Origin of the sequence: Microbacterium sp. K27 (assembly GCF_004794435.1) — a bacterium.
In the GTDB taxonomy this organism is placed as follows: Bacteria; Actinomycetota; Actinomycetes; order Actinomycetales; family Microbacteriaceae; genus Microbacterium; species Microbacterium maritypicum_A.
Genome location: NZ_SSDK01000033.1, coordinates 134771 through 151202, shown reverse-complemented (window position 1 = coordinate 151202; position 16432 = coordinate 134771). Strand labels below are relative to the sequence as shown.

General features: G+C 68.0%; 16 protein-coding genes and 1 tRNA gene. 10 read left to right on the top strand and 7 right to left on the bottom strand.

Going from position 1 to position 16432, the window contains the following annotated elements; translation table 11 throughout:
* Complete coding sequence (recO, locus tag DW307_RS06065; protein ID WP_021198583.1) at window positions 1-744, top strand: DNA repair protein RecO; 744 nt, start codon at window positions 1-3, stop codon at window positions 742-744.
* Complete coding sequence (locus DW307_RS06060) at window positions 741-1544, top strand: isoprenyl transferase (RefSeq protein ID WP_136024293.1); 804 nt, start codon at window positions 741-743, stop codon at window positions 1542-1544. The genes recO and DW307_RS06060 overlap by 4 nt, the downstream gene beginning before the upstream one ends.
* On the opposite strand, the gene DW307_RS06055 is transcribed toward DW307_RS06060, so the two are convergent.
* The gene (locus DW307_RS06055; RefSeq protein WP_021198585.1) at window positions 1484-2095 is read right to left on the bottom strand and encodes a hypothetical protein; all 612 of its coding nucleotides are present in this window, start codon (window positions 2093-2095) and stop codon (window positions 1484-1486) included. The genes DW307_RS06060 and DW307_RS06055 overlap by 61 nt on opposite strands.
* A 69-nt stretch (window positions 2096-2164) precedes the next feature.
* Here DW307_RS06055 and DW307_RS06050 point away from each other — a divergent pair, with 69 nt between their 5' ends.
* Window positions 2165-2851: a DsbA family oxidoreductase gene (locus tag DW307_RS06050; protein WP_021198586.1), complete on the top strand. Its 687-nt coding sequence runs from the start codon at window positions 2165-2167 to the stop codon at window positions 2849-2851.
* Between the two features lie 33 nt (window positions 2852-2884).
* Here DW307_RS06050 and DW307_RS06045 read toward each other — a convergent pair whose 3' ends face one another.
* The gene (locus DW307_RS06045; protein ID WP_021198587.1) at window positions 2885-3379 is read right to left on the bottom strand and encodes a glutathione peroxidase; all 495 of its coding nucleotides are present in this window, start codon (window positions 3377-3379) and stop codon (window positions 2885-2887) included.
* A 59-nt stretch (window positions 3380-3438) separates the two neighbouring features.
* Between DW307_RS06045 and dusB the strand changes: the two genes are divergently transcribed.
* The 5 genes from dusB (at window position 3439) to DW307_RS06020 (ending at window position 8810) form a co-directional block, all read left to right on the top strand.
* Window positions 3439-4593 carry a tRNA dihydrouridine synthase DusB gene (dusB, locus tag DW307_RS06040; protein WP_021198588.1) on the top strand — a complete coding sequence of 385 codons (1155 nt, stop codon included), beginning with the start codon at window positions 3439-3441 and terminating at the stop codon, window positions 4591-4593.
* Window positions 4583-5968 carry a deoxyguanosinetriphosphate triphosphohydrolase gene (locus DW307_RS06035; RefSeq protein ID WP_096359506.1) on the top strand — a complete coding sequence of 462 codons (1386 nt, stop codon included), beginning with the start codon at window positions 4583-4585 and terminating at the stop codon, window positions 5966-5968. Before dusB ends, DW307_RS06035 begins: the two co-directional genes overlap by 11 nt.
* Window positions 5968-7827, top strand: coding sequence for a DNA primase (gene dnaG / locus DW307_RS06030; protein WP_136024292.1), 1860 nt, complete (start codon window positions 5968-5970; stop codon window positions 7825-7827). Before DW307_RS06035 ends, dnaG begins: the two co-directional genes overlap by 1 nt.
* Window positions 7828-7863: 36 nt before the next feature.
* Window positions 7864-8637 (top strand): ATP-binding cassette domain-containing protein, encoded by a 774-nt coding sequence (locus tag DW307_RS06025; RefSeq protein WP_029265019.1) that lies wholly within the window; start codon window positions 7864-7866, stop codon window positions 8635-8637.
* 97 nt (window positions 8638-8734) lie between these two features.
* Window positions 8735-8810: transfer RNA gene (locus DW307_RS06020), tRNA-Asn, on the top strand.
* 228 nt (window positions 8811-9038) lie between these two features.
* Here DW307_RS06020 and DW307_RS06015 read toward each other — a convergent pair.
* Window positions 9039-10475 carry an APC family permease gene (locus tag DW307_RS06015; protein ID WP_136024291.1) on the bottom strand — a complete coding sequence of 479 codons (1437 nt, stop codon included), beginning with the start codon at window positions 10473-10475 and terminating at the stop codon, window positions 9039-9041.
* A 56-nt stretch (window positions 10476-10531) separates the two neighbouring features.
* Entirely contained in the window at window positions 10532-11629 is a 1098-nt protein-coding gene (locus DW307_RS06010) for an alcohol dehydrogenase catalytic domain-containing protein (RefSeq protein WP_021200773.1), read from the bottom strand.
* 113 nt (window positions 11630-11742) lie between these two features.
* On the opposite strand from DW307_RS06010, the gene DW307_RS06005 reads away from it, so the two are divergent.
* On the top strand, window positions 11743-13161 hold the full coding sequence (locus DW307_RS06005) for a PucR family transcriptional regulator (protein WP_136024290.1): 1419 nt from the start codon (window positions 11743-11745) through the stop codon (window positions 13159-13161).
* Between the two features lie 60 nt (window positions 13162-13221).
* On the opposite strand, the gene DW307_RS06000 is transcribed toward DW307_RS06005, so the two are convergent.
* Window positions 13222-13689, bottom strand: a complete 468-nt coding sequence (locus DW307_RS06000; RefSeq protein ID WP_231479813.1) for a septum formation family protein — start codon at window positions 13687-13689, stop codon at window positions 13222-13224.
* Between the two features lie 168 nt (window positions 13690-13857).
* On the bottom strand, window positions 13858-14424 hold the full coding sequence (gene def, locus DW307_RS05995; protein ID WP_084487383.1) for a peptide deformylase: 567 nt from the start codon (window positions 14422-14424) through the stop codon (window positions 13858-13860).
* A gap of 61 nt (window positions 14425-14485) precedes the next feature.
* On the opposite strand from def, the gene DW307_RS05990 reads away from it, so the two are divergent.
* Window positions 14486-15595 carry a DMT family transporter gene (locus tag DW307_RS05990; protein ID WP_036330954.1) on the top strand — a complete coding sequence of 370 codons (1110 nt, stop codon included), beginning with the start codon at window positions 14486-14488 and terminating at the stop codon, window positions 15593-15595.
* A gap of 52 nt (window positions 15596-15647) precedes the next feature.
* Here DW307_RS05990 and pgl read toward each other — a convergent pair whose 3' ends face one another.
* Window positions 15648-16427, bottom strand: a complete 780-nt coding sequence (gene pgl, locus DW307_RS05985; RefSeq protein WP_029260233.1) for a 6-phosphogluconolactonase — start codon at window positions 16425-16427, stop codon at window positions 15648-15650.
* Window positions 16428-16432 lie beyond the last annotated feature (5 nt).

The window sequence follows — 16432 nt, the reverse complement described above, 5'->3', positions numbered from 1 at the left end:
GTGCCCACCTATCGAGACGAAGCGGTGATCCTGCGCACCCACAAGCTCGGTGAGGCGGATCGCATCGTCATCATGCTCTCGCGGCGTCATGGCAAGGTTCGCGCGGTCGCGAAGGGCGTGCGCCGGACCTCGTCGAAGTTCGGGGCCAGACTCGAGCCGTTCATGGTCGCCGACGTGCAGCTGTATCAAGGCCGCTCGCTCGACATCGTGCAGCAGGCCGAGTCGCTCGGTTCCTACGGAACGGACATCGCCGCGCACTACGACCGGTTCACGGCGGCCAACGCGATGGTCGAGACGGCCGATCGCCTGAGCGACTCGGAGGCGACGCCCGACCAGTACCTGCTCCTCGTCGGCGGGCTGCGTGCGCTGTCCCGCGGAGAGCATGTCGCCCGCAGCATCCTCGACTCGTATCTGCTGCGGGTGATGTCCCTCTCCGGATGGGCGCCCTCCCTCGACGAATGCGCGCGCTGCGGCACTCCGGGTCCGCACTCCCGGTTCGTCGCGCAGCTGGGCGGACTGGTCTGCCAGAACTGCGCCCCTGCCGGGAGCCCCCGCGTCGCCGAGAAGACCCTGGCGCTGCTCCGGGCGCTGATCGCCGGCGAGTGGGACGTCATCGACGGGTCTTCGCCCGCCGACACGGCCGCTGCGTCCGGCCTGGTCTCCGCCTACGCTCAATGGCATCTGGAACGCGGGATCCGCTCCCTCGCCCACGTGTCCGACATCCCTTCGGAAGGAGAACGGTGAGCCCGAAGCCGTATACGCACAAGGACGCCGTGGCCTATCGCCCGCTGGACTGGACCGGCGTGCATCCCCCTGCGTTCCGGGCCGTGCCGGAGCACGTGGCGATCGTCATGGACGGCAACGGCCGCTGGGCCAACCGCCGGGGTCTCAACCGGATCGAAGGTCACAAGGCAGGGGAGGAGGTGCTTCTCGATGTGGTCGCCGGCGCGATCCAGGCCGGGGTGAAGCATCTCTCCGTGTACGCGTTCTCGACCGAGAACTGGGCGCGCTCTCCCGAGGAGGTCCGCTTCCTGATGGGATACAACCGCGACGTGCTGCACCGACGCCGTGATCAGCTCAACGAATGGGGCGTGCGGATCCGCTGGGCCGGACGCAAGCCGCGTCTGTGGGGAAGCGTCATCAAGGAGCTCCAGCACGCCGAGCAGCTCACTCGTGACAACGACGTGCTCACCCTCACCATGTGTGTGAACTACGGCGGCAGGGTGGAGCTCGTCGATGCGATGCGGGCGATCGCCGAGGATGTCGCCGCCGGGCGGGTGAAGCCGAAGGCGATCACCGAGAAGATGATCCGCCGGAACCTGTATGTGCCCGACATGCCGGACGTCGACCTGTTCCTGCGCAGCTCGGGGGAGCAACGCACCTCGAACTTCCTGTTGTGGGAGTCGGCCTACGCCGAGATGGTGTTCCTCGACACCCTCTGGCCCGATTTCTCGCGTGAGGAGCTGTGGCGCGCCATCGGTATCTACCTGTCGCGCGATCGTCGTTTCGGCGGCGCGATCGACACGCCGGAGGCCTCGGCCTGAGCCCGGAGCCACCTCTCGGCTTCCCGCGGATGGCGCAGCCTCACGACGACGAGGTGGGGGAAGTGTTCCTGCAGGGCCGGAAACCGCTCGCTCCATTTGTGGAGCGTCGCCGTCTGCCACGCGAGGATGTTCTCCTCGGGATCGCGGTTCAGCAGGTTCCACGGTCCCTTCTCGCGGTTCCCGTTCCAGAGCTCGAGTCGCAGGATGCCGCGGGCGAGCGTGCGCCGGATCAGACGGGCGCGCACGACGCGGTGCGGATAGTCCAGCCAGACGGCGAGCTGCGCGCGCGGCGTGAGGATCGCATCCGTGCCCTTGCTCGTGTACTGCCACTCGGTGACCCAACGGTCGTCGGACGCGAAGGCGCGCACGTCGTCGAGGAACTCGGGGCGAGGAGTCCAGTTCGGTCCGTGGAACAGACCGTCGATCTCGACGTGGCGCAGGCTCCACATCGTGCCGATACGCCGCGACAGGGTCGTCTTCCCCGAGCCGGAGACGCCCGCCACCAGAACCCGCTCCGGCCGGAGCGGCAGCGGGTCGTCGGCGGAGAGCATCCGAGAAGCCTACCCGCGAGCTGTGGCTGCCTCGGAATAGCTCATAGGCGCATGCGGTTGCATGAGAGTGTGACTGAACCCATCTCCATCGACATCTGGTCCGACATCGCCTGCCCCTGGTGCTACATCGGCAAGCGCAACCTCGAGAAGGGTCTCGAAGCGGTCGCCGCCGACGAGGACGCACCGCAGGTCAACATCACCTTCCACTCCTTCGAGCTCTCGCCCGACACCCCCGTCGACTTTGACGGCGACGAGATCGACTTCCTCGCCGGGCACAAGGGAATGCCGCGCGAGCAGGTCGAGCAGATGCTGTCGAATGTGACCGGTGTCGCCGCGAACGCGGGACTCGAGTACCGCTTCGACCTGCTGCAGCACACCAACACGGTCAAGGCTCATGAGCTGCTGCACTTCGCGAAGGCCGAGGGCCTGCAGCACGAGCTGGAGGAGCGGCTCATGTCCGCCTACTTCACCGAAGGCAAGCACGTCGGCCGTATCGACGACCTGGTCGAGCTCGCGACCGAGGTCGGCCTCGACGCAGATCGCGCTCGCGCGGCGCTCGAGAGCGAGCAGTACCTGCCGGCGGTTCGTCAGGATCAGGCCCAGGCCCGCGCCTACGGCATCCAGGGTGTGCCGTTCTTCGTCGTCGACGGCCAGTACGGCATCAGCGGGGCGCAGCCACCGGCGGCGTTCGAGAACGTCCTCCGCGACCTCTGGTCGAAGCGCGGAGAAGCCGAGACGGAGACGGCAGCCGTCTGACCGTTCGGCGCCGGTCCGACCGCTCGGCTCGATCTAGCGGGTCAGCGCGGCTTCGATGGCGCTGACGATCTCGGGGGCGTCCGGCTTCTGCTTCGGGCGGAAGCGCAGGACGTCCCCATCCGGCAGCACGAGGAACTTCTCGAAGTTCCACTCGACCCGTCCGGCTTTTCCGCCGGCGTCCGGGGTCTCCTTGAGTGCCTTGTAGAGCTCCGCGGCGTTCTTGCCGTTCACCTTGACCTTGTCGTTGACCGGGAACGTGACGCCGTACGTCGTCGAGCAGAACTCGAGGATGTCGTCCACCGAGCCGGGCTCCTGGCCGAAGAACTGGTTGCACGGGAAGCCGACAACCGTGAACCCGCGGTCGCCGTACAGACGCTGCAGCTCCTCGAGCTGCTCGTACTGCGGCGTCAGGCCGCACTTGGAGGCGACGTTCACGACCAGCACCACGTCGGCACCGAGATCGTCGAGCGTCTTCTCCTCGCCCTTCGCGTCGGTGAACGGGATCGTGCGGAGCGCGGATTCGGTCATATTCACAGCTTAGATCGCCGCATCCCCGTGGGCTCCGCGTCTGGGAGAATAGAGGGGACATGACTCTCGCCACCGCACCTGCCCGCCCCCTTCGCATCGGTCCGATCGATCTCGACGTGCCGGTCGTCCTCGCACCCATGGCGGGGATCACCAACACCGCCTTCCGGCGACTGTGTCGTGAGTACGGCGCCGGGCTGTACGTCAGCGAGATGATCACCTCGCGCGCTCTCGTCGAGCGCAACGAGACCACCATGCGACTGATCCGCCACCACGAGTCGGAGACGCCGCGGTCCATCCAGCTGTACGGCGTCGACCCGAAGACCATCGCCGAGGCCGTCCGCATCATCGTCGCCGAGGACCACGCCGACCACATCGACCTCAACTTCGGGTGCCCGGTGCCGAAGGTCACGCGCCGCGGCGGGGGAGCGGCGCTGCCGTGGAAGTCGAAGCTGTTCGCCGACATCGTCGACCAGGCGGTGAAAGCCGCAGGCGACATCCCGCTCACGGTGAAGATGCGCAAGGGCATCGATAAAGACCACCTCACCTTCCTCGATGCCGGGCGAGCGGCTGAAGATGCAGGGGCGGCCGCGGTCGCGCTGCACGCCAGGACCGCTGGCGAGTTCTACTCGGGGTTCGCGGACTGGAACGCGATCGGCGAGCTGAAGCAGGCGGTCACGAGCATCCCGGTGCTCGGCAACGGCGATATCTGGTCGGCCGACGACGCCGTGCGCATGATGGCGCAGACCGACTGCGACGGTGTCGTGGTCGGGCGTGGCTGCCTCGGACGCCCGTGGCTGTTCGGCGAGCTGGCCACGGCCTTCGGTGGGGAGGGGAAGACCGTCGATGCGACACTCGGCTTCGTCGCGAACGCCTTCCGTCGCCACGCCGAGCTGCTGGTCGAGTTCTTCGAGGATGAGGACCGCGGGTGCCGGGATATCCGCAAGCACGTGTCCTGGTACTTCAAGGGCTACCCGGTCGGGGGCGACATCCGCACCGGACTCGCCACGGCATCCAGCCTCGCCGAGATCGACGACCTCCTCGGCCGGCTCGATCACACGGCGCCCTATCCCGGTGCGGACGCCGAGGGGCAGCGCGGTCGAGCGGGACACCCGAAGCGCACCGCCCTGCCGGAGAAGTGGTTGGAGTCGCGGGAGATCGCATCCGACACCTCGGAGATGATGCGTGGAGCGGAGATCGAGAACAGTGGCGGTTGACCCCAAGGCAGGCCTGCGCGCCGACGGCTACGACGCGCGAGACGCCGAACGCTTCTTCGCCGAAACCCATCGTTCCGAGCGCAACGATTTCGCTCGCGATCGTGCCCGTGTTCTGCACTCCGCCGCGCTGCGCCGACTCGCCGCGAAGACGCAGGTGCTCAGTCCCGCCAGCACCGCGGATTTCGCCCGCAACCGGCTGACGCATTCCCTCGAGGTGGCTCAGGTCGGGCGCGAGCTCGCTGTCGCCCTCGGCGTCTCGGCGGATGTCGTCGACACGGCGTGCCTGAGCCACGACCTGGGGCATCCTCCCTTCGGTCACAACGGCGAACGAGCTCTCAACGAGTGGGCAGAGCCCATCGGGGGCTTCGAGGGGAACGCCCAGTCCCTGCGCATCCTCTCGCGGCTGGAGGCGAAGGTCCTCGACGACGACGACCGTTCCGTGGGGTTGAATCTGACCCGTGCCAGCCTCGACGCCACGTGCAAGTACCCGTGGACGGTCGACAGTCCGGTGCCGGACCCGGGTGGTCGGCTGAAGTTCGGGGTGTACCCCGAGGACGAGGCTGTCTTCCGTTGGATGCGCGAAGGGGCGCCGGGGCGTCTCCGCTGCATCGAAGCCGAGATCATGGATCTCTCCGACGATATCGCGTACTCGGTCCACGACTTCGAGGACGCCATCGTGAACGGCTATGTCGACGTCGCTCAGCTCGCCGATCCCCGTCAGCACGACGCTCTCGTCGGACGGATCCAGCAGTGGGTGGGATACGACTTCACTCGCGATGAACTCGCCGATGCGCTCTACCGCCTCGCGTCGCAGCCGATGTGGCTCTCGTCCTTCGACCGCTCTCGCCAGGCACTGGCCCGTCTCAAGAACCTCACGAGCGATCTGATCGGACGCTTCGCCCGAGCCTCGGTCTCCGCGACCACGGAGGCCTACGGCACGACAGCACTCGTCCGCTACAACGCCCATGTCGTCGTCCCGCGAGTGATCGAGGTCGAGATCGCCGTGCTCAAGGGCATCATGGGGCAGGCGATCGTCACGATCGAAGCCCGCAAGGGCGTCTACAAGGAGCAGCGGCGGGTGCTGAAGAGACTCGCCGACGCCCTCTGGTCGACCGACGCGCTGTGGTCCGCCGGGTCCGATGTGCTCGAGCCCGCGTTCGCCGCGGACTTCGTCGCGGCGGAGAACGACGCCGAACGCGCCAGAGTCGTGGTGGACCAGATCGCGAGCCTCACCGACCAGAGCGCGATCGACTGGCACAACCGCCTCGTCGGCGAGATCGATCCGGCCGAGGTCGGGATCTGGACTCCCCGTCACGCCCGCCCTGGAGCCCAGGCGCACGCCGAGCGGCTGCCCGTCGCCGAAAGGGCGCACTGATGCCGCGGATCCGGCAGGCCGATGTCGATGAGGTGAAGGCGCGTACGAACATCGCCGACATCATCGGGGAGCGTGTCGCTCTCAAGTCGGCGGGTGTCGGGTCGCTCAAGGGGCTGTGTCCTTTCCACGATGAGAAGAGCCCGAGCTTCCATGTGCGCCAGCAGGTGGGGTACTACCACTGCTTCGGATGCGGGGAGTCGGGGGACGTCTACTCCTTCCTGCGGGAGATGGATCACGTCAGCTTCACGGAAGCGGTCGAGCGTCTCGCCGGGCGTATCGGGTACACACTGCACTATGAAGACGGGGGAGCAGCCCCCGAGACGAGCGGCCGCAGCCGGCTGTACGCGGCGAACACCGCGGCGGCGGAGTTCTTCCGTGCGCAGCTGCTCACCCCCGATGCGGAGGCAGGACGGCGCTTTCTCGGTGAGAGAGGATTCGACGCCGGAGCTGCGGCGCATTTCGGAGTCGGCTTCGCTCCGCGCGGGTGGGACGGGATGCTCAAGGCGCTGACCGCACAGGGGTTCACCCGTGAGGAGCTGAGCAATGCGGGTCTCGTCTCCACGGGGCAGCGCGGGGTCTACGACCGCTTCCGCGGGCGTCTGGTGTGGCCGATCCGGGATGTCTCGGGGCAGACCATCGGATTCGGCGCGCGCAAGCTCTTCGACGACGACCAGGGACCCAAGTACCTGAACACCCCGGAGACGCCCATCTACAAGAAGGCGCAGGTGCTGTACGGACTCGACCTCGCCAAGCGCGACATCGCTCGCGGCGACCCTCGCCGTGTGGTCGTGGTCGAGGGATACACCGACGTGATGGCCTGTCACCTCGCCGGTCTCACGACGGCGATCGCGACATGTGGCACGGCCTTCGGCACCGATCACATCAAGGTGCTGCGCCGGGTGATGGGTGACGACAACGCATCCGGTGAGGTCGTCTTCACGTTCGACGGTGACGAGGCGGGGCAGAAGGCCGCGCTGCGTGCCTTCACGGAGGACGACCGTTTCAACGCGCAGACCTTCGTCGCCGTCGCGCCCGACGGCCTCGACCCGTGCGATCTGCGTCTTCAGCGCGGAGACGCCGCGGTTCGCGGACTGATGGACGCGAAGCAGCCGATGTTCGAGTTCGCGATCGACCGCAAGCTGAGTGGCTTCGACCTCTCGACGGTAGAGGGTCGGGTCGGGGCTCTGCGGGCCGCCGCTCCGATCGTGGCCGAGATCCGTGACCAGCTCCTCCGGCCGGGATACGAGCGTGTGCTGGCGCGTCGGCTCGGGATGGATCCCACCGAGGTGCGCAGTGAAGTCGAACGCGCGGCTCGTGGGGGACCTGCACCGCATCAGGTGCGTCGGGAGGCTCCGCAGATCGACTCGGTGACCGGCGCTCCCCTCGTCGCTCCGGTCACTCTCGCGACCCTGCCCCGCAGCCCCGACGTCGCGGTCGAACGCGATGCGCTGATGGGAGCCCTGCAGTACGGGCATCAGGTCGATCAGGCCCTCCTCAACAGGGCTCTGGAGGCGCCGTTCCGCACCCCGGCACTGGATGCCGTGCGCGAGGCCGTCGCCACGGCTCCCGACCGCACCAGGGCCGGCTGGGTGACCGAGGCCGTGAACGGCGTCCGCGAGCCCTACCGCTCGCTCGCGGGGGAGCTGCTGATGACGCCGTTCCCGGAGCGGACGGAAGAGCGGGCCGTCGCCACCGTGGCCGACCTCGCCCGCAGGCTCGTGCTCCGCCAGCTCGAGCACGAGAAGCAGGAGCTCCTCGGTGCGGTGCAGCGCGTGCCCGCCGATTCCGACGGTGGTCGCGCGCTGCGGATGCGTCTGCGCGACATCGACGCAGAGCGTCAGCGCTTCGCCGAGTCGTAACGCGTACCGGCATCGCCCAGAGGGCAGGATGGAGTCATGTCCCGCAGGCCCGTATCCACGAACGCGATCGATTGCTCCGATCTGGTGATCGACCGCATCGGCCACGGGATCCCGACTCGGGCCGTCGACGGCGTCACCTTCTCCCTTGCCCCGGGCGGACTCATCTGCGTCGCGGGCCCCACGGGTTCGGGCAAATCGACATTGGTCGCCGCTCTCGCCGGTTCCACCGATCCCTCGGTCAAGGTCGTCGGCGGGCGCGCCGAGGTGTGCGGGGTGGATGTGCGTCGCCCGGGTCGCAAGCATCGGATCCTCACCTACCGCACCGGATTCGTACCGCAGGGCGCCGGCGCCGATCTGCCGCCGCGACTCACCGTGAACGAGGTGATCGCGGAGCCCATCCTCATGCGCGAGCGGCGGGTGAACACGAAGGCGCTCTCGATCCGCGTCGCCACTCTGCTCGACGAGCTGCACCTTCCTCTCGGAACAGCCGCGAAGTTCCCCTACGAGCTCAGTGCGGGCATGCGTCAGCGCGTGGCGATCGCGCGGTCGTTCGTCCTGGAGCCGAAGGTGCTCATCGCCGACGAGGTGCTCGCGAATCTCGACCTCGAGGTGCGGCCGGTCGTGTTCGATGCGATCACCCGTCGTCGCAAGGAGCAGTCGATGGCCGCTCTCCTCGTCACCAATGACGCCGACTTCATCCGCGAGCTGAACGCCGAGACGCTCATGCTCCGCAACGGACATGTCGTCGCGCGCGGCGTGGGCAAGGACCTGCTGTGGGTGCCGAACGCGGAGGCGGATTCGCGCCACTGACCCCGACACGCCCGGCATCCGCGAACGGTGCCCCGGTGTCGTGAACAGGTCCGGGAGTTTGCTAAGCTTGTCGAGTTGCCCGCTCAGCGGTGCACATTCCTCGGTAGCTCAATTGGCAGAGCAGCCGGCTGTTAACCGGCAGGTTCTTGGTTCGAGTCCAAGCCGGGGAGCCAACGAGAGAAGCCCCCTCCACGGAGGGGGCTTCTCTCGTTTTCCCGTGCACCGAGCGGGCACCGTCGAGCGGGCACCGTCGAGCAGGCACCGTCGAGCAGGCACCGTCGAGCAGGCACCGTCGAGCAGGCGCCGTCGAGCAGGCGCCGTCGAAGAGCCGACGTCGATCAGCCGAGGGACGAGAAGAGCCCCTTCATCGGAAGGGGCTCTTCTCGTCCGAGGAGGTCGGATCAGCCGACGCCCTCCATCGCGCTCGTCTCGGTGTTGCCGATGCGGGCGATGACGTCGGGCCGACGGCGGGCCAGGTAGGCGTACCGGGTGAGGGCCAGGGCGACCGTCACGAGGAACACGTAGGGGATCACGTTGTAGGGGAAGACCGGTACCGGCCAGACGTTCGCGAAGAAGACGTAGGCCATGGTGACGACGGCGACCGTCGCGCAGACCTTCACGAGTCCATTGCGCATCTTCGCGCGCTGCGTGTAGACGACACAGGCGATCGCGACGAGTGCGTAGGCGACCATGTAGCCGTAGGTGCCCCAGGTGTTCACCCAGACGAGGATCTCGCCGGTCGCCGCGCCCGAGAGCAGCAGCACGATGTCCACTGCCACGGCTGCAGCGCCGGCGATGATCAGGACGCGGTGAGGCGTCAGATGCTGCTCGTGGGTGCGTCCGAATCGTTCGGCGACGACGCCCTCCTTGCCCATCACGTACACGATGCGACCGATCACGTTGAGCGGAGCGACGACCACGGCGAAGAACGACGCGGAGACACCGAACGTGAGCACGGCCGCGAACCAGCCGGGCATCCCGATCAGTGCGGACATGCTCTCCAGGGGACTGGACGAGGTGGCGAGGTCGTCACCGAGTACCGTGATCTGGGTGTAGGCGGCGAACACGTACAGCACCCCCACACCGAGGGCGCTCCACATGATCGCGCGGGGGATGGCCTTGTACGGCTCCTTGGCCTCGCGACCGAGCGCGTCGGCGGAGGAGAAGCCGACGAAGCCGAGGATGCCGAGGACCATGCCGGACGCGACCCCCTGGAACGACGATCCGGAAGCGAGCACCTGCGCGGGGTCCCACGCGGCGGGGCCGGCCCACACGAGCGCGGCGATCAGGAGAACGAGGATGATTCCCACCGAGACGAGCTCCAGCACGAGCGAGACCCGGGCGGACAGGCGGATCCCGCGGATCGTGAACAGCGTCGCCAGGCCGCCGAGGACGACGGCGAGGCCGATGTCCCACCCGAGGCCCTGGGCGGGGAGGCCCAGCATGGTGAGGAACTGCGCCATGTAGCTGACGGAGCCGCTGAGCGAAGCCGCAGCGATGCCGAAGCAGCCGATCAGCAGTGTGACGCCGGCGAGGAATGCGCCGAACGGACCGAGCCCCTTGGAGACATAGGTGTAGAGCGATCCCGCAGAGGCGTGCTTGCGGGCGAACACGACAACGCAGTAGCCGACGCACAGGATGACGATGGTCGCGAGTGCGAAGGCGTAGATGGTGCCGTTGCCGGCACCGAGGAAGATAGCCGCAGCGGTGAACGCGATGACGGCGCTGGGGGCGATGTTCGCGATGGCCTGGGCGGCGAGTTCCGGTCCGCTCATGACGCCGGTGCGAAGACCGGCATCGGTGGGCGTGCCGGGTGGGGCGACGACGGTGTCTGACATGGTTCTCCTGGATTCGGGTTTCCGGGGATGGGGTGGAGGCTGCGGGTGGCGTGCGGTCAGGGGATGAGAAGCGTGCGGAGCGCGGAGCCGGTCTCGAGATCGTCGAGCGCCGCAGCGGCCTCGGCGAGCGGACGTCGACCGGAGATGAGCGGATCGATCTTGAGCTGGCCGTCCATGTAGCGGTCCACCAGCGCCGGGACATCGATCGAGGGACGCACGGAGCCGTAGTTCGATCCCAGGATGCGCTGGTCGGCCTCGGCGAGGACGAGGGGTTCGAACGAGGCACGGGCTCCCGTGGGAGGGAGGCCGACGATCACGGCGGCACCGCCGAGGCCGAGCATCTGGATCGACTGCTCGGTCGTCGATGTGCGGCCGATCGCGTCGAACGCGTAGTCCACGCCGTCCGGGATGAGTTCGCGCAGCTGGGCGACGGGGTCGCCCAGCGAGGCATCGATGCGATCCGTCGCGCCGAACTGCAGCGCCATCTGCGTCTTCTCCGGACGCACGTCGATCGCGATGATGCGTTCGGCGCCGGCCAGGCGCGCGCCCTGCACGACATTGAGGCCGACGCCGCCGCAGCCGATCACGACGACGGTGGAACCGGGCTCGACCGCCGCCGTGTTGAGAACGGCGCCGACGCCCGTGGCCACCGCGCAGCCGACGACGGCGATGACATCGAGCGGCGCATCGTCACGGACCTTGACGGCCCCCGAGGCGGGAACGACGACCTCCTCCGCGAACGAGGAGACTCCGAGATAGTGGTGCAGCGGTTCGCCGTCGAGGCTGAGGCGCGAGGTGCCGTCGAACAGCACGCCGAGGGGAGCGACCACGGTCGCGACCTTCTGGCAGCGGGCCTCGTGGCCGGCGCGACAGTAGCGGCACTCACCGCACGGCGGCACCCAGCTCAGGACGACGTGATCGCCGACGGCCAGTGTGGTGACACCTTCACCGAGTTCGGTCACGACACCGGAACCCTCGTGTCCCATGACCAGGGGAGCGGCCGCATCCCATTCGCCGCGCTTGACGTGGAGGTCGGAGTGGCACACGCCGGCAGCGGCGATGCGTACTCGAACCTCACCTGCACGCGGCGGGGCGAGGTCGACGTCGACGAACTCGATCGGGGACTGCGGATCGCGGAAGACAACAGCTTTCATGACATCCTTCGGGTGGAGGGGGCTGCCGACGATGCTAGGAGAGTGCGGGACCGCAGGCATCCGACAAATATGTGGATTGCAGAGAACGTTTTCACACTTTGTATGATCAGGAGGTGGCTCGTGATGTCGCCTCCGTGGCGCGATACCTCCAAGGGGAGCTGCTGCACGGGCGCGTTCCGAGTTCGCGACATGTGAATTCCGTCGTCGCGCTCGAAGTGTTCGGCGCCCCGACCGACAGTCTCTTCACCACTCTCGTCACCGTCGACGCTTGGCAACTGGACCGGCTCGCCGACGATGCGGAGCGGGTCGCCCTGCTCCGGGACGTGGTCGTCGTGACGGATGCGGACACGCCCTCTTTCCGACGTCTGCTCGAGGACGGAGGCATCACGGCGATCGTCGGGGCAGGAACGTCGGGCGAGCTGCTGACGCCGATGCTGACGGCCCTGCTCGCCGTCGACCAGGCAGCCGAGGCCCGAGCGATCACCTCGGCGATGCGGGTGCTGACCCTGGCCGCACGCCGCAGCGGCATCACGGGGGTCATCGCCGAGCTCGCGCATCGGATCGACGGATGGGCGGTGCTCCTCGACCGCCACGGGGAGGTGATCACGACGGCGGGAGCGGGAAGCCTGCACATCGACGACGCCGTGGCGGTCGCCGTGGGGCGCCCGGTTCGCGTGCGCCATCGCGCGCTCCAGGTGCATCCGGTCGGCCCGGGGCAGGACATCACCGCTCAACTCGTCACCGCACCCCGCAACGACAGCTCGGGTCGGGGGAGGGAGCTCAGCTCGCAGGCCGCGGCACTGCTCGATCTTCTGATGCGCACGCGGGACAGCAGCCACCTCGAGCGTCTCGGCCGATCCATGATGCTGGAGACCGTGCTCGAGGGAGGGGAGGAGGCGACGCGTCTCCTGCGTCGCTGGGGCGTGCACGAACGAAGCCTGGTGGGATTCGTCCTGACCTCGCGCACCAGTGGCGTGGACGTGGAGCATCTGCTGGCGCTGTGGCTGGATGAGCTCGGGGCGGAGCATGTCTTCGCCGCGCAGCGTGGTCTGATCCGCGGCGTCGTGCGCGAGGAACATGCGGAGGAGATTGCGCATCGGGCGCGGTCCTTCGCCTCGACGCTCTATCTCGGGCTCGGTCGGCCCGCCACGACGGATGCGCTCGCCCGCAGTGTCGATGAAGCCCGTCAAGCCTGCGAGACGGCTCGCGCGGGAGGGGAGCGCGTCGTCCGCTACGCGTCGATCCCGACGGTGTCGTTCGTGCTCGGGCAGTTGGATGCGGACCAGACGCAGAGGATCGCGCGGCTTCTCGATCCGCTGAGGGCCGCCGAGCAGCGGAGCGAGCTCATCGAGACCCTGCGCGTGTTCCTCGCCACGAACGGCGCCTGGGGCGAGAGCGCCACGCGGTTGCGGATTCACCGGCAGACTCTGGCAGCGCGCATCCGACGGATCGAAGACCTGATCGGGCTGTCATTCGCCGATCCCGATGATCGGGTGGCCGCCTGGCTCGCGATACGTGCCTCTGACGACTGATGCGCGCGTGCACGAAGGAGGGCCCCGCCGATTGGCGAGACCCTCCTTGATGGCTGTCGGTCAGCGTGCGGCGCCGGCCAGCGATCCGGTGGTCTGTCCGGCCGGATCGAAGATGATGCACTGGATCACGCGGTCGTTGTTCTGCTCCCAGGAGTCCTTGGTGGGAACGAGCGTGGTGACGTCGAGGGCCGAGTCCTGGTAGGCCACACCGACGAAGGTCGTGTAGGCATCGCCGATGCACTCCTGCGTCGCCGCGTCGACGTCGGAGTCGGAGAACTCGCCGTCGGGCATGGTGATCTCGTAGTACACCTCCTGGTCGTGCGGGTCGGTGCACGGGAGGACGTTGGCGTCCGTGAGCATGCCGGAGCCGGTGTCGAGCATGCAGTCGCCCAGCTTCACCGAGAAGACGCCGACGTTCGCGCTCTCCGTGACCTGGCCGGTCTCCTCATCGCGGTTGGCGTCGCCGGAGCCGCTGCCGAGAAGGCTGTTGAGAGCACTGCAGCCGCTCAGGGCGACTGAGAGTGCCACTGCGGATCCTGCGAGCATCAGAGCGCGTCGCGTGCGCATCTTCATCATGATTGGTTCCCCTCCGAAGCGTGATGTGGAGGCATGCGAAAAGCCCCCGCCGCGAACACGCTAGCCGTTCGCGAGTCTGTGATGCAACTTCGAGGAGCCTGTGGTTCGGCTGAGAGCGGTTCAGCCTTCGAGGTCGTCGACGCCGGGCATCCAGCTCGATCCAGGGCGGCCCCAACCGCGCTTGCGGGCGACCTTCTGGGCTGTCTTCCAATCGCCGTCGGAGAGGCGATCGACGTAGAGGATGCCGTCGAGATGATCGAACTCATGCTGCATGATGCGTGCGCGCCAGCCGTCGACGTCGATCGAGACCGGCTGGCCTTCCAGGTCGGTCGCCGTCACGTGGACCCGCTCCGACCGCCGCAGCGGGAACCGCTCGCCCGGGAAGGAGAGGCAGCCTTCGGACTCGAGGTCGGGGTCCGGATCGCCGGGCTCGAGGGGCACCATCCAGAGCACGGGGTTGATGAGAACGCCACGCCAGGGCTGGTCGTCGTCATCGACGTACGCGTAGGTGTAGATCCGCAGGGGAACGCCCACCTGTGGAGCGGCGAGGCCGACTCCAGGCGCCGTGTCCATGGTCTCGAACATGTCGGCCACGAGGGTGCGGATGTCCTCCGTGATCTCGTCGACGGGGGAAGCAGGGGAGTGCAGGACGGGGTCGCCCATGATGCGAATCGGAAGTACAGCCACGTCACAACCCTAGTCGGCGGCAGTCGGCAGGTAGGGTCGTACTGTGAATGCCGGGGTATGGATGAACGCGGTCGAGGATGTCGGCGATCAGCTCGTCGGCGCCTTCCAGAACCCGGGCCTTCTGCTCGGAATCCCCCTCGCTCTCGCCGGTGCCGTCTTCATGTCGCTCGGAGCGCAGTACCAGCACCGCGGGGTCGAGAAGGTCGAGCGTCTCAGCGGTGCCAACGGCGCGTCGGGCTTGAGCTTCGATCAGCTCAAACGGCTTCTCACCCGCCCATCATGGCTCATCGGCACACTCATGCTCGGGCTCGCCGTGATCTGCCAGCTCGCCGCGCTCGTGAAGGCACCGCTCATCGTGGTGCAGCCGCTGGGCGCCATCGCGCTCGTCATCACCACTCTGCTCAACGCCCGCGTCTCCGGTCATTCGCCCACCAAGCAGTCGCTCACCGCGATCGTGGCCTGTGTGGGCGGCATCTTCCTCTTCGTCTTCTTCGCGGCGATCTACGCGACCGAGCAGGACGTCACCGATCGCGAGCTGTTCGTGATCCTGGCGCTCCTCCTGGTCGTGATCATCGTGCTCGGCGCGTGCTGGCTCATCCTGCGCCATCGCATGCGGGCGCTCTTCTACGTGATCGGCGCCGGCATCCTCTACGGATTCGTCGCCACGCTCGCGAAGGTGGTCATCAAGCGCATCGAAGCAGGTCAGTTCGAGTGGATCACCGGCATCTGCGTGCTCGCGCTCGTCTCGGCAGCCGCGGTCGGTGCGTACTTCGTGCAGACGGCGTACAGCTCAGGTCCACCCGACCTCGTGATCGCCGGGCTCACGGTCGTCGACCCTCTCGTCGCGGTGCTCATCGGCATGGTCGTGCTGGGCGAGGCCGCTGCGGCACCGTGGTGGGTGCTCGTGATCTTCGCGGTCGCCGGAGCCATCGCCGTGTGGGGTGTGGTCGGCCTGGCCCGCTACCATCCTCAGGTGCTCAGCGACAGCCAGGACTTGGGCATCCAACGCGGCAGCACCCCGGGTGGCAGCACCCCGGGCGGAGCTGGGCAGGGCGGGACGGAGGGCGCAGCATCATCGAGTTCCTCCTCCACGGCTGCGCCTGAGCGCTCGAGCGGGTCGGTGAGCCCGGAGACTCCGCCGCCGTACGACGGCTCCGCTGACCGGCCCTAGCGCCGCTCCGCTCGTCCGTGGAGGTGTGCCGGTCGCCCGTGGCGATACGGACTCAGTACGCCTGATCGATCAGGTCGACCGACACCTCGGCGGCCGCAGCCTCGTCCACGAAGAACACCGTGCGCTTGCGCCCCTTGGCCCCGGCAGCGGGCACGCTCGTGTAGCTCGCTCCCGCGAGAGCGAGCCCCAGGGCTGATGCCTTGTCCGCACCCGTCAGCACGAGCCACACGCGCTTCGACGAGTTGAGCACGGGGCGGGTCAGCGTGACGCGCTCGGGCGGCGGCTTCGGTGAGTCGCGGACGGCGAGGACGGCCGCATCCGTCACCGTGACCTCTTCCCGATCGGGGAAGAGCGACGCGATGTGGCCGTCGGGACCGACGCCGAGGAAGCACACGGCGAACGAGGGCCAGGCATGCTCCTCGGTGCCGAACCGCGCGAGTTCGGCGGCGTAGGCCGCCGCGGATTCGTCCAATGTCAGACCGCTGTCTGGCCCCGCGACCTCATGCACGTTCTCGACGGGCACCGGGATGTGATCGAGGAGGGCCTGTCGTGACTGCAGCGAGTTGCGGTCGACGTCGTCGCGCGGCACGAACCTCTCGTCACCCCACCAGAAATGCACGAGTGACCAGTCGATCTCCGTCGCCCGCGGGTGCTCGGACGCCGCACGCAGCACCGCTCCACCCATCGAACCACCGGTGAGGGCGATGTGTGCGATCCGACCGTTGCGGGTGCGCGCGCGCACCCGCGTGAGGAATCGGTCGGCCACACGGGTGGCGAGGGCGGCAGGCGTGGCTTCCACCACGACCCGCTTCTCGGCGGACGATGTCGTCATCGACG

What these genes read in the sequence shown, in the direction of transcription:
- DW307_RS06055 (WP_021198585.1), bottom strand. Translation starts at nt 2,095, where the DNA reads ATGCTCTCCGCCGACGACCCGCTGCCGCTCCGGCCGGAGCGGGTTCTG.
- DW307_RS06045 (WP_021198587.1), bottom strand. Translation starts at nt 3,379, where the DNA reads ATGACCGAATCCGCGCTCCGCACGATCCCGTTCACCGACGCGAAGGGC.
- dusB (WP_021198588.1), top strand. Translation starts at nt 3,439, where the DNA reads ATGACTCTCGCCACCGCACCTGCCCGCCCCCTTCGCATCGGTCCGATC.
- dnaG (WP_136024292.1), top strand. Translation starts at nt 5,968, where the DNA reads ATGCCGCGGATCCGGCAGGCCGATGTCGATGAGGTGAAGGCGCGTACG.
- DW307_RS06025 (WP_029265019.1), top strand. Translation starts at nt 7,864, where the DNA reads ATGTCCCGCAGGCCCGTATCCACGAACGCGATCGATTGCTCCGATCTG.
- DW307_RS06015 (WP_136024291.1), bottom strand. Translation starts at nt 10,475, where the DNA reads ATGTCAGACACCGTCGTCGCCCCACCCGGCACGCCCACCGATGCCGGT.
- DW307_RS06010 (WP_021200773.1), bottom strand. Translation starts at nt 11,629, where the DNA reads ATGAAAGCTGTTGTCTTCCGCGATCCGCAGTCCCCGATCGAGTTCGTC.
- DW307_RS05990 (WP_036330954.1), top strand. Translation starts at nt 14,486, where the DNA reads ATGAACGCGGTCGAGGATGTCGGCGATCAGCTCGTCGGCGCCTTCCAG.
- pgl (WP_029260233.1), bottom strand. Translation starts at nt 16,427, where the DNA reads ATGACGACATCGTCCGCCGAGAAGCGGGTCGTGGTGGAAGCCACGCCT.